Annotated in this window: 15 protein-coding genes; 7 read left to right on the forward strand and 8 right to left on the reverse strand. The window is 68.3% G+C overall.

Features of this window, described 5'->3' with window-relative positions; translation table 11 throughout:
- Positions 1 to 3: 3 nt before the first annotated feature.
- From AC07XP_RS28040 to AC07XP_RS28050, 3 genes are read left to right on the forward strand one after another with little or no spacing between them, the layout of a single operon-like run.
- On the forward strand, positions 4 to 327 hold the full coding sequence (locus AC07XP_RS28040; protein ID WP_062478840.1) for an ArsR/SmtB family transcription factor: 324 nt from the start codon (positions 4 to 6) through the stop codon (positions 325 to 327).
- Positions 328 to 329: 2 nt separating this feature from the next.
- Positions 330 to 767, forward strand: coding sequence for a YeeE/YedE family protein (locus AC07XP_RS28045; RefSeq protein ID WP_369630483.1), 438 nt, complete (start codon positions 330 to 332; stop codon positions 765 to 767).
- A gap of 15 nt (positions 768 to 782) precedes the next feature.
- Complete coding sequence (locus AC07XP_RS28050; protein ID WP_159279515.1) at positions 783 to 1,223, forward strand: YeeE/YedE family protein; 441 nt, start codon at positions 783 to 785, stop codon at positions 1,221 to 1,223.
- Between the two features lie 14 nt (positions 1,224 to 1,237).
- Here the strand turns inward: AC07XP_RS28050 and AC07XP_RS28055 are convergent, their stop codons facing one another.
- From AC07XP_RS28055 to AC07XP_RS28065, 3 genes are all read right to left on the reverse strand, one after another.
- The gene (locus AC07XP_RS28055) at positions 1,238 to 3,175 is read right to left on the reverse strand and encodes a TRAP transporter large permease subunit (protein WP_495266508.1); all 1,938 of its coding nucleotides are present in this window, start codon (positions 3,173 to 3,175) and stop codon (positions 1,238 to 1,240) included.
- On the reverse strand, positions 3,172 to 3,840 hold the full coding sequence (locus tag AC07XP_RS28060; protein WP_095747756.1) for a TRAP transporter small permease subunit: 669 nt from the start codon (positions 3,838 to 3,840) through the stop codon (positions 3,172 to 3,174). The genes AC07XP_RS28055 and AC07XP_RS28060 overlap by 4 nt, the downstream gene beginning before the upstream one ends.
- Positions 3,841 to 3,967: 127 nt before the next feature.
- Positions 3,968 to 5,077 carry a TRAP transporter substrate-binding protein gene (locus AC07XP_RS28065; protein ID WP_062478828.1) on the reverse strand — a complete coding sequence of 370 codons (1,110 nt, stop codon included), beginning with the start codon at positions 5,075 to 5,077 and terminating at the stop codon, positions 3,968 to 3,970.
- Between the two features lie 218 nt (positions 5,078 to 5,295).
- Between AC07XP_RS28065 and AC07XP_RS28070 the strand changes: the two genes are divergently transcribed.
- Positions 5,296 to 5,706 carry a rhodanese-like domain-containing protein gene (locus AC07XP_RS28070; protein ID WP_495266509.1) on the forward strand — a complete coding sequence of 137 codons (411 nt, stop codon included), beginning with the start codon at positions 5,296 to 5,298 and terminating at the stop codon, positions 5,704 to 5,706.
- A gap of 15 nt (positions 5,707 to 5,721) precedes the next feature.
- On the opposite strand, the gene AC07XP_RS28075 is transcribed toward AC07XP_RS28070, so the two are convergent.
- Positions 5,722 to 5,994, reverse strand: a complete 273-nt coding sequence (locus tag AC07XP_RS28075) for a DUF4242 domain-containing protein (protein ID WP_095950262.1) — start codon at positions 5,992 to 5,994, stop codon at positions 5,722 to 5,724.
- Positions 5,995 to 6,123: 129 nt separating this feature from the next.
- Here AC07XP_RS28075 and AC07XP_RS28080 point away from each other — a divergent pair, with 129 nt between their 5' ends.
- Positions 6,124 to 7,077, forward strand: a complete 954-nt coding sequence (locus tag AC07XP_RS28080; protein WP_139700444.1) for an AraC family transcriptional regulator — start codon at positions 6,124 to 6,126, stop codon at positions 7,075 to 7,077.
- A 19-nt stretch (positions 7,078 to 7,096) separates the two neighbouring features.
- On the opposite strand, the gene lysM is transcribed toward AC07XP_RS28080, so the two are convergent.
- Positions 7,097 to 7,558 carry a peptidoglycan-binding protein LysM gene (lysM, locus tag AC07XP_RS28085; RefSeq protein ID WP_062478819.1) on the reverse strand — a complete coding sequence of 154 codons (462 nt, stop codon included), beginning with the start codon at positions 7,556 to 7,558 and terminating at the stop codon, positions 7,097 to 7,099.
- A gap of 134 nt (positions 7,559 to 7,692) precedes the next feature.
- On the opposite strand from lysM, the gene AC07XP_RS28090 reads away from it, so the two are divergent.
- Positions 7,693 to 8,478: a type III pantothenate kinase gene (locus AC07XP_RS28090; RefSeq protein WP_062478816.1), complete on the forward strand. Its 786-nt coding sequence runs from the start codon at positions 7,693 to 7,695 to the stop codon at positions 8,476 to 8,478.
- Between the two features lie 27 nt (positions 8,479 to 8,505).
- On the opposite strand, the gene AC07XP_RS28095 is transcribed toward AC07XP_RS28090, so the two are convergent.
- From AC07XP_RS28095 to AC07XP_RS28105, 3 genes are read right to left on the reverse strand one after another with little or no spacing between them, the layout of a single operon-like run.
- A complete protein-coding gene (locus AC07XP_RS28095; protein WP_167395070.1) occupies positions 8,506 to 9,864 on the reverse strand; it encodes a serine hydrolase domain-containing protein in 1,359 nt (452 codons plus the stop codon).
- A 47-nt stretch (positions 9,865 to 9,911) separates the two neighbouring features.
- Positions 9,912 to 10,727: a crotonase/enoyl-CoA hydratase family protein gene (locus AC07XP_RS28100; protein WP_495266510.1), complete on the reverse strand. Its 816-nt coding sequence runs from the start codon at positions 10,725 to 10,727 to the stop codon at positions 9,912 to 9,914.
- A 41-nt stretch (positions 10,728 to 10,768) separates the two neighbouring features.
- Entirely contained in the window at positions 10,769 to 11,617 is an 849-nt protein-coding gene (locus AC07XP_RS28105; RefSeq protein WP_062478806.1) for a 3-hydroxybutyryl-CoA dehydrogenase, read from the reverse strand.
- 181 nt (positions 11,618 to 11,798) lie between these two features.
- Between AC07XP_RS28105 and purT the strand changes: the two genes are divergently transcribed.
- Positions 11,799 to 13,001: a formate-dependent phosphoribosylglycinamide formyltransferase gene (gene purT / locus AC07XP_RS28110; protein ID WP_495266511.1), complete on the forward strand. Its 1,203-nt coding sequence runs from the start codon at positions 11,799 to 11,801 to the stop codon at positions 12,999 to 13,001.
- Positions 13,002 to 13,178: the final 177 nt, after the last annotated feature.

Here is a 13,178-nt window from a genome sequence, read left to right on the forward strand (position 1 = left end):
CCCATGAAGACCCCGACCCACGCCATCGACCCCCAACTGCTGCGCAGCGCCGCCGGCCAGGCCGTCGCCGTGCTCAAGCTGCTGGCCCACGAGGCCCGGCTGCTGCTGCTGTGCCAGCTCTCGCAGGGCGAGATGTGCGTGAGCGACCTCGAAAGCACGCTGGGCATCCGCCAGCCCACCCTGTCGCAGCAGCTGTCGGTGCTGCGCACCGAAGGCGTGGTGGACACCCGCCGCGAGGGCAAGAACATCTACTACCGCGTGGCCGACCCGGCCCTGCTTGAGATCCTGGCGGTGCTGTACCGCCTCTACTGCCCGAAGGAGAACTGAAGATGCCCACCATCGACTGGCCTCATTTCACGCCCTGGGCCGCACTGGCCGGCGGCGTGCTCATCGGACTTTCCGCGGCGATGTTCGTGCTGCTCAACGGGCGCATCGCCGGCGTCAGCGGCGTGCTGGGCGGCCTGCTGCGCCCCATGAAGGGCGACATGGCCTGGCGCGCGGCCTTCGTGCTCGGGCTGGTCGGCGCGCCGCTCGTCTACGGGCTCTTCGCCGTGCTGCCCGCGGCGCAGATCGACGCGGGCTACGGCACGCTCGCGCTGGCCGGCCTGCTGGTGGGCGTGGGCACGCGCTACGGCGCGGGCTGCACCAGCGGCCACGGCGTGTGCGGGCTGGCGCGGCGCTCGCCGCGTTCGCTGGTCGCCACGCTGGCTTTCATGGCCGCGGGGTTCGCCACGGTCTTCGTGGTGCGCCACCTGTTGAACCTCTGAACCGGGAGACCTGCCATGTGGACCGCCATTGCTTCCTTGCTCGCCGGCCTTGTCTTCGGGCTCGGCCTCATCGTCTCCGGCATGGCCAACCCGGCCAAGATCCTGGGTTTTCTTGACGTGGGCGGGGCCTGGGACCCGTCGCTCGCCTTCGTGATGGCCGGCGCGGTGGCGGTGAGCACCGTCGGCTTCCTGCTCGCGGGCCGTCGCAAGGAGTCGCTGCTCGGCGGGCCGCTCACGCTGCCCAGCCTGCGCCACATCGACCGCCGCCTGGTCGGCGGCAGCCTGCTGTTCGGCGTCGGCTGGGGCATCGCGGGCTTCTGCCCCGGCCCCGCGCTGGTCTCGCTCGGCACGGGCGAGGTCAAGGCGCTGGTCTTCGTGGGCGCCATGCTGCTGGGCATGGGCCTGTTCGAGCTGCTCGAGCGCCGCCGCTTCGCGCGGCGCCCGGCCTCAGCCTGAGAAGGCGTGCCTGCTCAGCCGTACAGGTACTGCGGCAGCCACAGCGTCAGCCCCGGCCAGATGTACATGAACACCATGCACAGGATGACGATCAGCATGTACGGCATCATCCCCGCAAAGATCTGGTTGATCGTCACGTGCGGCGGTGACACCCCCTTCAGATAGAAGGCCGACATCGCCACCGGCGGCGACAGGAACGCCGCCTGCAGGTTCACGAACACCAGCACGCCGAACAACAGCGGATCGATCTGGAAGTGCGCCAGCAGCGGCAGGAAGATGGGCACGAAGATCACGATGATCTCGGTCCACTCCAGTGGCCAGCCCAGCACGAAGATGATCGCTTGCGACAGCAGCAGGAACTGCAGCGGCGACAGGTTCATGCTCAGCACCCACTCCTCGACGATGCGCTGGCCGCCCAGCAGCGCGAACACCGCCGAGAACAGCGCCGAGCCCACGAAGAGCCAGCAGACCATCGAGGTGGTCTTGAGCGTGAGGAACACCGCCTCCTTGATCTTCTTGAAGTTCAGCGTGCCGGCCTGCCACGCCATCAGGAAGGCGCCGGCCGCGCCGACCGCCGCCGACTCGGTGGCCGTGGTGATGCCGAACAAAATCACGCCCAGCACCACCAGCGTGAGCGTGGCCAGCGGCATCACAGACGACACCAGCATGCGCAGGATCTCGAACTGCTCCGCGTCCATGCGCCAGTAGTACCAGCCCAGCAGCGCGAGCGTGAAGAGGCAGGCCACCCAGAAGCCGGTGTAGAAGGCATCGGGCACCGCGGCGGTCTTGGGTGCCTCGACCGCGTCGCCCAGCTGCTGCAGGCCACCTTCACCGGCAGGGGCGGCGGCGGGCTCGCTGCCCGGAGGTTCCTCGACGCCGCCGGGGGGCTCCTGCAGGCCGCTGCCTTCGGTGGTGTTCGCGGGTTCGTCGGTGCTCGGCGGCTCGGCCAGCCCGGTGCCGGACGGCTCGGCGACGGCCGGCGCGGCGGCTGCGGGCTCGCCGGTCTTCTGCGTCGCCTGCTGCGTGGCCACCGGGGCGGCCGCGTTGTTGTCCTTCTGCGAGTAGATGGTCACGTACCACCACACCGAGCCCAGTGTGACGGCGGCCAGCGCCAGCGGCACCAGCGCGCTCAGCAGGCCGCGCAGCAGCATCCACCAGCTCAGGCGCACGCCCTCGACCGCGCCGCGCAAGGCACGCCCCGGCGCCACCACGGCCGCGGCGAGCGCGGGCAGCATGCGCGGGGAGTAGCTGGCCGCGAGGTGGGCCACCCAGGGCGTGATGGGGGCGCGCTGCTGGTCGATCGGCATCTTGGGCGCCACCTTCGGTTGCAGCACGGCCCAGCCGATCACGTAGATCAGGTACAGCAGGGCGAGGAAGAAGCCCGGGAACATCGCCGCCGCATAGAGCTTGACCACCGACTGCCCGGCCACGGCCGCGTACACGATGATCATCACCGAGGGCGGAATGAGAATGCCCAGCGTGCCGCCGGCCGTGATCACGCCGGCTGCCAGGCGCGTGTCGTAGCCCGCGTTGAGCATGGGGCGCATCGCGATCACGCCCATCAGCACCACCACCGCGCCCACCAGGCCGCTCGCGATGCCCCAGAAGGTGCACACGATGAGCGTGGTCACCGCCAGCGAGCCCGGCACGCGGCGGAAGGCGAGCTGCACGCTGTGGAACATCTTGTCGACGAGCGCGCCGCGCTCCATCACATAGCCCATGAGCACGAAGAGCGGGATGGACAGCAGTGTCTCGTTGGTCATGGCCCCGAAGGCGCGCTGCACCATCAGGTCGAAGACCTTGTTGTCGAGCCAGGGCGAGGCGGGGTCGTAGAAGGCGATGAAGCCGAAGAACATGCCCAGGCCCATCAGCGTGAACGCCGTGGGAAAGCCGAGCATGATCACGAAGACGATCAGGCCCAGCATCAGCAGGCCGAGTGCGGGTTCGCTCATGCTGCGCCTCCCGTCGTGTCGCTCTTGCGCTGCTGCGCAGCCTGTTCGATGGCGTGGGCCTTCTCGATCACCTCGCGCTTGTCGGCCTCGTTCACGTAGCTGCTGCTGGCGAGCTGGTCGCCGACCACGTCCATTTCTTCCGCGTCCTTCAGGCGCGGCGTCCACACGCCGGTCTTCAGGCACAGCACGCAGCGCACCATCTCGGCGAGGCCCTGCACCAGCAGCACCGCGCCGGCCACGGGGATCACGAACTTGAAGGGGTACACCGGAATCGGGTCGGCGTTGAAGGTCTGTTCGCGCATCGCGAGCGATTCACCGAAGTAGGTCCAGCCCGACCAGGTGAGCGCCACCACGCCGGGCAGGAAGAAAACCGCGAACAGCACGAGGTCGAGCGCGGCCTGCGTGCGCGGCTTCATGCTGCCGTAGAAGAAATCGCCGCGCACATGGCCGGCCTGCGAGAGCGTGTAGGCGCCGCCCATCATGAACAGCGTGCCGTACAGCATGTTGTTGGCATCGAAGATCCAGGCCGTGGGCGCGTTCAGCGCATAGCGCTTGAACACCTCGCCGCACACCAGCAGCATCAGCGCGACGATGAGCCACGAGAAGGTCTTGCCCACCAGCATGCTGAACCGGTCGACGGCGTGGAGGAAGCGTTGGATGGTCATGGCGGCAGCAGCATGGGCGAGGCCCGTTCATGGAACACCGTGGCGCCAGCGATGCCGGGCCACCGGTGTTGCCCCCTGTGCGGGGGGAAGGCGCGCGCAGGAACGACGTGCGCGCCGACGGGAAGCATCAGCTCTTCTTTTTCCCGAAGTAGTGGTTGTAGGCCATCTTGAAGTCGACGCCATAGTCGTTCTGCCACTGCAGCGCACGCTCGGCGAACACGCGCTGCGACTCCAGCACCTTCTTGAAGAGCGGGTTCTCGCCGGCCTTCTTTTCCACCGTCTTGTCCCAGGCCGCGAGTTGCGCGCGCAGCACGGCGTCGGGCGTCTTGTAGAACTTGATGCCGGCTTTCTTCATGTCGGCGTAGTCCTGCGAGTTGCGCTGCACCGCCTTCCAGCTCATGTCGGCACTGGCGGCCTGCACGGCGTAGTCGATGATGGAGCGCAGCTCCTGCGGCATGGCGCTGTACTTGCCCTTGTTGAACAGCACCTCGAACTGCTCGCCCGACTGGTGGAAGCTCTGCAGCATGCAGTTCTTCACCACGTCGGGAAAGCCCAGCACGCGGTCGCTCGAGGCGTTGTTGAACTCGGCCGCGTCGATCAGGCCGCGGTCCAGCGCGGGCACGATCTCGCCGCCGGGCAGCGGGTTCACCGCGGTGCCCATCTCGGTGAACATGTCCACGGCCAGGCCCACGGTGCGGAACTTCAGGCCCTTCATGTCCTCGACCTTGGCCACCGGCTTCTTGAACCAGCCCAGCGGCTGCGTGGGCATGGGGCCGTACAGGTACGACACCACTTCCATGTTCAGGCTTTTGTAGATCTCGTCGAGCAGCGCCTTGCCGCCGCCGTAGTTGTGCCAGGCCAGCACGGTGTTGGCGTCCATGCCGAAGCCGGGGCCCGACCCCCACAGCGCCAGCGCCGAGTTCTTGCCGTAGTGGTAGGCCACCACGCCGTGGCCGCCGTCGAGCGTGCCCTTGTTCACCGCTTCGAGCAGCTGGAAGGCGGGCACGACGGCGCCCGAGGGCAGCACCTCGATCTTCAGGCGCCCGCCGGCCATGTCGTTCACCTTCTTGGCGAAGTCGTTGGCGTACTCGTGGAAGATGTCCTTCGCCGGCCAGGTGCTCTGGAAACGCAGCGACGTGGTTTGGGCCATGCTGACCATCGGCGCGGACATCGCGCCTGCGGCCACCGCCGCGCCCTTGAGAAGGCTGCGACGGCGGGGCGATTTGCTGTCTGTCATGTGTCTCTCCATATAGTTCTCTGACCGGAACACCCAGGCCGTCGTCTTCACGTTATGGTTTCGACTGGCCGCGACCGCCATCTTTGGCGCGCCACACCTTGTGACAAACAGGGTTTTCACGAACCGGTGAAAAATTCCATCATCCGGCGTGCAGATCGATCGCCCGCAGCCGCCAAAGGCTTCGGGCTTACCCTAGAGATTCGAGAGAGAAAGCAACCATGAGTGAACCCGTTGGAGAAAAAGGCTACGCCGGCGATGTGACGCCCGAGCAGGCGGCGCAGTGGATGGCGAGCGGCGAGGCCGTGCTGGTGGACGTGCGCACCGACGCCGAGCGCGAGTGGGTCGGCTACGTGCCCGGCGCCGTGCCGCTGGCCTGGAAGCAGTGGCCGGGCATGGCGATCAACCCGGCCTTCGACGACGGCGTGCGCGCCGCCGCAGAGGGCGGCAAGAAGCTGGTGCTGCTGTGCCGCAGCGGCGTGCGCTCGATCGCGGCGGCCAAGCGCGCGACCGAGCTGGGTGCGCAGGCCTACAACATCCTCGAAGGCTTCGAGGGCAACCCGGACGAGAGCGGGCACCGCGGGTTGATCGGCGGCTGGCGCAAGCGCGGGCTGCCCTGGCGCCAGAACTAGAGCGCGCCGCCCGCCTCACTCGGCCGTGGCCGGGTCGATCACGCTGTACACCCGGTCCACGCGGTTGGCCGGGAAGCCGCCGAGTTCCGCGTGCCGGCGCACGAGGGCCTCGTCGGTGGCCTGGTAGACGCAGTAGATCCGGTCGTCGGCCACGTAGCTGTGGATCCACTGGATGTCGGTGCCCATGCTGCTGAGCACGCCGCAGGATTTTTGCGAGATGGCTTTCAGGTCCGCCGCGGTGAACTGGCCGGCGCCGGGGATCTCTCGCTCGATGACGAACTTGGGCATGGCGGTACTCCTGTCTAGAATCGGTCGAAGGCGACCAGGACCTATGGTGCCGACGCGAAGCCGTCCTGTATTGCCCGTCTCGCCGGACTTGTTGTCCGGAACCCCGCCCTCGCTAGCCGGGAGGTGACCATGGATGTCTTGTCGGACGTGCTGCGGACCATCCGCCTGGAGGGCGCGCTGTTCCTGAACGGGGACATGTATGCACCCTGGTGCTTCAAGGTACCCAGGGGCGCGGACATCGCGCAGGTGCTCAGGCCCGGCGCACAGCGCCTCGCCATCTGCCACCTCGTGCTGCAAGGCGAATGCTGGGCCCAGGTCGAAGGCGAGGCGCCGCTGCGCGCGCACGCCGGCGACGTGATCGCCGCGCCGCATGGCGATTCGCATGTGCTGGGCAGCGGCCTGCAGCATGCGGCGGTGGACATGTCGCATGTGGTGAGTCCGCGAGCCCCCGAGCTGGCGCGCGTGCGCTACGGCGGCCAGGGCGAGCGCACCTTATTGGTCTGCAGCTGGTTCGCGTACGAAGGCGACGCGCCCAACCCCGTCATGGCGAACATCCCGCGCCTGTTCACCACGCCCTTGCGCAGCAGGCCGGCAGGCCCGTGGATCGAGCAGTCGGTCAACTTCGTCCTGGGGGATGCGGCGTCGCACACGCCCGGCTCTGAGATGGTGGCCGCGAAGGTGGCGGAAGTGCTGTTCACCGAAGTGCTGCGCGGCTACATCGAATCCATGCCCGCCAACAACCCGGGCTGGCTGGCGGGCCTGCGCGACCCGCACGTGAGTCGCTGCCTGGCGCTGATGCACGCCGAGCCCGCGCGCAACTGGACGGTCGATGCGCTGGCGCAGGAAATCCACGTCTCGCGCAGCGTGCTGGCGGACCGCTTCACCGAACTGGTGGGCGCGCCGCCCATGCACTACCTGGCGCGCTGGCGCATGGTCCTGGCCGCCGGCATGCTGCGCAAGGACCAGGGCAACCTGGCGCGCATTGCCGAAGGCGTGGGTTATGAATCGGAAGCCGCTTTCAACCGCGCGTTCAAGCGCGAGTACGGCGTGTCGCCAGGGGCCTGGCGGCACAACGGCGCCTAGCGAGGCGCCGTTGCGGGGGTCAGAGTGCCGGAATGCGCAGCTTCTGTCCCGGATAGATCTTGTCGGGGTGCGACAGCATCGGCTTGTTCGCCTCGAAGATCGCGTTGTACTTGTTGGCGTCGCCGTAGTACTTCTTCGAGATGGCCGAGAGCGTGTCGCCGCGCACCACGTCGTGGTACTGGGCGGGTGGCGCGGCCGGGGCGACGAGGTTGTTGTCCACGCTCGTGACGTTGGCCACGTTGCCCGCGGCGAGCGCGGCTTTCTCGCTGGCTTCCTGCGAGGGCGCCTGGCCCGCGAGGGTGACGACGCCGCTGCTGGCGGTGTAGGTCACTTCCAGTCCGGTGAGGCCGAGGTTCTGGGTCTCGATGTAGGTCTTGATGGCCGCGGCGGCTGCCGTGTTCGCATCGGGCGTGGCCGCCTGGGCCGACGAACCGCCGAACAGTTTTTCACCGGCTTCCTTGATGAAGCTGAGCAATCCCATGGTTTTCTCCTTGTGCCGTGGTGGATGGAAAAGGCGAATGTAGCGGTGGAACCGGGACCCTCCGCGTAGGCCCGCGCCGCGACTGTCAAAGAGGCGCCAGCAGGAATAACAACAAAGTCGCAATAATCGCGCGCATGTCTTCCCCCTTCCTCGCCATCGACATCGGCAACACCCGGCTCAAGTGGGCGCTTTACGAGGGGGCCTTCCCCGGTGCGGCACTGCAGGCCCATGGTGCCGAGTTTCTCGACCACATCGAACGCCTGGCCGATGGCCCCTGGGCCGAGCTGCCGGCGCCCGGTTCCATGCTGGGCTGCGTCGTGGCCGGCGACACCTTGCGGCGGCGCGCCGAAGAGCAGATCACCGAACGCTTCGACTGCGCCCCGCGCTGGGTGGTGTCGAGCGCGGGCGAGGCCGGCATCGTCAACGGCTACGACCATCCGACGCGGCTGGGCGCCGACCGCTTCGTGGCCATGATCGGCGCGCGCCACCGCATGCTGTCGCAGGGGCCCGAGCGGCCGATGGTGGTGGTGCTGATCGGCACGGCCGTCACCGTCGAGGCGATCGATGCCAGCGGCAAGTTTTTGGGCGGCCTCATCTTGCCGGGCCACGGCATCATGCTGCGCGCGCTCGAATCGGGCACGGCGGGCCTGCACGTGCCCACCGGCGAGGTGCGCGAATTTCCCACCAACACCAGCGACGCGCTGACCAGCGGCGGCACCTACGCCATCGCGGGGGCGGTCGAGCGCATGGTGCAGCACGTGCGCTCGCACTGCGGCGCCGAGCCGGCCTGCTTCATGACCGGCGGCGCGGGCTGGAAGATGGCGCCCGCCATGAACGGGGACTTCGAACTGGTCGAGAGCCTGATCATGGACGGCCTGCTCGTCATCGCGAAGGCACGGGCCCCGGCGGCGGCCGGCTGACCCGTCTTCCTTCTTCTCACCGCCTCATCAGGGCTCGGGCTTCATCAGCGCCTCGCCCATGGCCTGGAAGGCGGGCAGGGTGAGCGGGTCGTTGCCCGCGTTGGCGGCGATCGGGTGCGCGGCGTAGCGCACGATCACCATCTCGGCCTTCGGGTCGACGTAGATGCTCTGGCCGTGGATGCCGCGCGCCATGTACGCGCCGTGCGGGTTGTGCGAGACCCACCACATGTTCCGGTAGCTCCAGCCCGGCAGCAGCGCGTAGCCCGCCTTCGCGAACTTGGCCGGATCGGCGCCGCGCTGGATGTCGTCGACCACCGCCTTGGCGATCGCCTGCTGCCCGTTGGGCGCACGCCCGCCGTTGCGCAGCGTCTCGCCGAAGCGCGCGATGTCGCGCAGCACCGTGTTCAGGCCGCCGCCGCCCGACTCGGTGCCGATGCGGTCGACCATGAAATACGCGTCCTGCTCGGCGCCGATGCGGCGCCAGATCTTCTCGCTCAGCAGGTCGGCCAGCGAGCGGTTGGATGCGCGGCGCACGATCCAGGCCAGCACCTCGGCGTTGACCGTCTTGTAGGCAAAGGCGTCGCCGTGCGTGCCTTCCTTCTTGAGCGTGGCCAGGAATTCGTAGAACGACTTCGGGCCCGCGTAGTTGGCGCCCTGCGTGAGCATGCCGCCGGCGCGCGCATAGTCCCAGACCTCGGCCTTCGGATCGGCGTAGTTCTCGGAGTAGCGCACGCCGATGGTCATGTCCATCACCTGGCGCACGGTGGCGTCGCCGTAGGCCGTGTCCTTGAGCTCGGGCAGGTACTTGGTGACCGGCGCCGACGGGTCGAGCGTGCCTTCCTGCGCGAGGATGGCCGCCAGCGTGCCCACGAAGGACTTGGTGACCGACATCGCCAGGTGCGGGCGCTCGGGCGTGAGCGCGCCGAAGTACTTCTCGTAGACCACCTGGCCGCGGTGCAGCACCAGGATGCCGTCGGTGTAGGTGCGCGCGATCATCTGGCCGAAGGTCTGCGCCTCGCCGCCGCCCATGGGCTGGAAGCGCACGGCCTCGATGTCGAAGCGGGGCGTGGCCGCCGGCAGCGGGCTGGCGGCGCCGGGGCCGCGCCACACGTTGGCGGTGGGCACCGTCTCGCGCACGTGCGAGAAGCTCCAGCGGATGCGCGGGTACACGCCGCCGACCGGGTTGTCGAAGGTGATCTGCTTGTCGGGCGGCGGCGGAAAGCCCTGCATCCAGCCCAGCGCCTCGACCGAGGTGGCGGCGGGATCGGGCAGCGCGGGCGCCGGCGGGGTCTGGGCGAGGCTGGTGTTCACGGCAAGAAGGGTGAAGGCGGCGGCCAGCGCCGTGCGTTGAAAGAAGAGAAATGACGACACAGAAGAAGAGGGCATGCAACGGGCTCCAGTGGACGACAGAAACGGAACGGAAATCAACAGCCTCAGCGGCCGCTGAAGCGCGCAGGCCGGCGCTCAATGAAGGAGCGCACGCCCTCGGCCGCGTCCTCGCTGTTCGACAGGCGTTTCTGCGTCTCGATGAATTCCGCCACGGCCGCCAGCGGCCCGTGTTCGATCGCCTTGAGCACGTTGAGCCGCGTGGCCTGCACGGCCAGCGGCGCCTGGGCCGCGATGCGCTGCGCGATCTGCAGCGCTTCGTCCAGCTCCTGCCCGGCCGGCACCACCTTCTGCACGAAGTTCAGGCGATAGGCCTCGGCGCTGTCGAATTCGTCGGCCGTGAGCAGGTGCAGCATCGCGTTGCCCAGCCCCGCGCGCTCGGCCATGCGCAGCGTGGCGCCGCCCGTGGCCATGATGCCGCGCTGCACTTCCATCTGCGAGAAGCGGCAGTTGTCGGCCGCCACCACGATGTCGGCGCCCAGCATCAGCTCGATGCCCACCGTGAAGCAGATGCCCTTGACGGCCGCCACCATCGGCTTGGTGCGGCGGCGGTAGCCCTCCAGGCCGAAATCGTGCGGCTCTACCAGCCCCGCCGGGATCGCTTTTTCGCCGCGCTTCATGTACTCGGTGACCGCCGGCAGGTCCAGGCCCGCCGTGAAGTGGTCGCCGAACGCATGCAGCACGCCCACGCGCAGGCTGGGGTCGTCGTCCAGGCGCGTGTAGGCCTCGGCCAGCTGCTTGAACATCGGCGGCGTCCAGCCGTTGCGCTTGGCGGGGCGGTTGATGCCGATCAGCAGCACGTGGTCGAGCACCTGCGTGTCGATGCAGCCTTCGGCGGGCGGGGTGGTGGCGGTCGCAGTCATCGGTCTTTGTCTCCTTGTTGTTGTCGTCGTGGCGCTGCGGATCAGTAGGTGTACACACCGCGGCCCGTTTTACGACCGAGTTGGCCGGCGGCGACCATTTCCTTCAGCAGCGGGCAGGGGCGGTACTTGGAGTCACCGAACTGCTCCAGGTACACCTCCATCACGGCCAGGCACACGTCCAGGCCGATCATGTCGGCCAGGGCCAGCGGGCCGATGGGCTGGTTGCAGCCCAGCTTCATGCCGGCGTCGATGTCCTCGGCCGTGGCCAGGCCCTCGGCCAGCACGAAGAAAGCCTCGTTGATCATCGGCACCAGGATGCGGTTGACCACGAAGCCCGGCGCGTTCTTCACCGTGATGGGCGACTTGCCCAGCTTCTCGGCCAGCGCCTTCACCGCGTCGTGCGTGGCGTCGCTCGTGAGGTAGCCGCGGATCAGCTCCACCAGCGCCATCATCGGCACCGGGTTGAAGAAGTGCATGCCGATGAAGCGGTCGGCGCGCGAGGTGGCGGCGGCCAGCTGCGTGATCGAGATCGACGAGGTGTTCGACGCGATGATCACCTCGGGGCCCACCAGCTCGTCCACCTGCTTGAGGATCTTGAGCTTGAGCGCGTGGTTCTCGGTGGCGGCCTCGATGACCAGCTGCGCGCCCTTGAGGTCGTTGTAGTCGGTCGAGCCCTTGATCAGCGCCAGCGCCGCGGCCTTCTGCTCGGCCGTGAGCTTTTCCTTCTTGATGAGGCGGTCGAGGCTGCCCGAGATGGTGGCGATGCCCTTGTCGACGGCGGCCTGGGCCACGTCGATCATCACCACGTTGACACCCGACACCGCGCAGGCCTGGGCGATGCCGTTGCCCATGGTGCCGGCGCCGATGATGCCCACAGTCTGAATCGTCATGAAAAATGCTCCTTGAAACAAAAAAAGAAAATCGGAGGCGAGGGCGGCCGCAAGGCCGCCGTCGCGCAATGGCGGTAATTGTGAATCAGCCCGGAGGGGCAGCCGTTCCCGTGGGCGACACCGGCCCGGGGTGGCTTACAGTGCTGCGATTGTTTTCAACCCCATTTTTTCGAGCCCTCGCATGACCACCCTCGGCACTCCCCTGTCCCCTTCCGCCACCCGCGTGATGCTGCTCGGCTCCGGCGAGCTCGGCAAGGAGGTGCTGATCGCCCTGCAGCGCCTGGGCGTCGAGACCATCGCCGTCGACCGCTACGAGAACGCGCCCGGCCAGCAGGTGGCGCACCACGCGCGCACCATCACCATGAGCGACCCCGACCAGCTCAAGGCGCTCATCGAGGCCGAGAAGCCCACGCTGGTGGTGCCCGAGATCGAGGCCATCGCCACGCCCATGCTGCAGCAGCTGGAAGACGCGGGCGTGGTGCGCGTGATTCCCACGGCCCGCGCCGCCCGCCTGACGATGGACCGCGAAGGCATCCGCCGGCTGGCCGCCGAGACGCTGGGCGTGCCGACCAGCCCCTACAAGTTCTGCGACTCGCTGGCCGAGCTGCAGGCCGCCATCGACGGTGGCATCGGGTATCCCTGCATCGTCAAGCCCGTGATGAGCAGCTCCGGCAAGGGCCAGAGCAAGATCGACGGCCCCGCCGACGTGCAGAAGGCCTGGGACTACGCCATGGCCGGCGGCCGCGTGAGCCATGGCCGCGTCATCGTCGAGGGCTTCATCGACTTCGACTACGAGATCACGCTGCTCACCGTGCGCGCCAAGGATGCGGCCGGTGCCGTCGAAACCAAGTTCTGCGACCCCATCGGCCACGTGCAGGTCAGCGGCGACTATGTGGAAAGCTGGCAGCCCCACCCCATGGCACCGGCCGCATTGCAGAAGGCGCAGCAGATCGCGCAGGCCGTTACGGCCGACCTGGGCGGCCAGGGTCTGTTCGGCGTGGAGCTGTTCGTGAAGGGCGACGAGGTCTGGTTCAGCGAGGTCAGCCCGCGCCCGCATGACACCGGCATGGTCACCATGGCCACGCAGTGGCAGAACGAATTCGAGCTGCATGCGCGCGCCATCCTCGGCCTGCCGGTCGACACCTCGCTCAAGAGCCCGGGCGCCAGCGCCGTGATCTACGGCGGCGTGGACGCCACCGGCATCGCCTTCGACGGCGTGGCCGAGGCGCTGCAGGTGCCGGGCAGCGACATCCGCCTGTTCGGCAAGCCCGAGAGCTTCGTCAAGCGCCGCATGGGCGTGGCGCTGGTGCACGCGGCCGACACCGACACGGCCCGCCAGCTCGCCAAGGAAGCCGCCTCGCGCGTGAAGCCCCGCACGGCCTGAGCGACCGAACCCTCCGGGTGAACCCGCGAGCCGGGCCCCGGTAGCCAGTTTTCGCAAGCGACCCCGCAGCGGTGCGGGCATGGTGCAGGTCTTGTCGCCAGGACGCCGGTCGGGTGCGGGTGCATGCGGATACCCCGCAGGCGCCCCGCCCTCCACACTGAGCGCTCCGTTCGATTC

It is taken from the genome of Variovorax sp. GW531-E2 (assembly GCF_059423125.1).

What these genes read in the sequence shown, in the direction of transcription:
- AC07XP_RS28070 (WP_495266509.1), top strand. Translation starts at nt 5,296, where the DNA reads ATGAGTGAACCCGTTGGAGAAAAAGGCTACGCCGGCGATGTGACGCCC.
- lysM (WP_062478819.1), bottom strand. Translation starts at nt 7,558, where the DNA reads ATGGGATTGCTCAGCTTCATCAAGGAAGCCGGTGAAAAACTGTTCGGC.
- AC07XP_RS28055 (WP_495266508.1), bottom strand. Translation starts at nt 3,175, where the DNA reads ATGAGCGAACCCGCACTCGGCCTGCTGATGCTGGGCCTGATCGTCTTC.
- AC07XP_RS28075 (WP_095950262.1), bottom strand. Translation starts at nt 5,994, where the DNA reads ATGCCCAAGTTCGTCATCGAGCGAGAGATCCCCGGCGCCGGCCAGTTC.
- AC07XP_RS28090 (WP_062478816.1), top strand. Translation starts at nt 7,693, where the DNA reads ATGTCTTCCCCCTTCCTCGCCATCGACATCGGCAACACCCGGCTCAAG.
- AC07XP_RS28105 (WP_062478806.1), bottom strand. Translation starts at nt 11,617, where the DNA reads ATGACGATTCAGACTGTGGGCATCATCGGCGCCGGCACCATGGGCAAC.
- AC07XP_RS28040 (WP_062478840.1), top strand. Translation starts at nt 4, where the DNA reads ATGAAGACCCCGACCCACGCCATCGACCCCCAACTGCTGCGCAGCGCC.
- AC07XP_RS28050 (WP_159279515.1), top strand. Translation starts at nt 783, where the DNA reads ATGTGGACCGCCATTGCTTCCTTGCTCGCCGGCCTTGTCTTCGGGCTC.
- AC07XP_RS28045 (WP_369630483.1), top strand. Translation starts at nt 330, where the DNA reads ATGCCCACCATCGACTGGCCTCATTTCACGCCCTGGGCCGCACTGGCC.
- AC07XP_RS28095 (WP_167395070.1), bottom strand. Translation starts at nt 9,864, where the DNA reads ATGCCCTCTTCTTCTGTGTCGTCATTTCTCTTCTTTCAACGCACGGCG.
- AC07XP_RS28080 (WP_139700444.1), top strand. Translation starts at nt 6,124, where the DNA reads ATGGATGTCTTGTCGGACGTGCTGCGGACCATCCGCCTGGAGGGCGCG.
- AC07XP_RS28065 (WP_062478828.1), bottom strand. Translation starts at nt 5,077, where the DNA reads ATGACAGACAGCAAATCGCCCCGCCGTCGCAGCCTTCTCAAGGGCGCG.
- purT (WP_495266511.1), top strand. Translation starts at nt 11,799, where the DNA reads ATGACCACCCTCGGCACTCCCCTGTCCCCTTCCGCCACCCGCGTGATG.
- AC07XP_RS28100 (WP_495266510.1), bottom strand. Translation starts at nt 10,727, where the DNA reads ATGACTGCGACCGCCACCACCCCGCCCGCCGAAGGCTGCATCGACACG.
- AC07XP_RS28060 (WP_095747756.1), bottom strand. Translation starts at nt 3,840, where the DNA reads ATGACCATCCAACGCTTCCTCCACGCCGTCGACCGGTTCAGCATGCTG.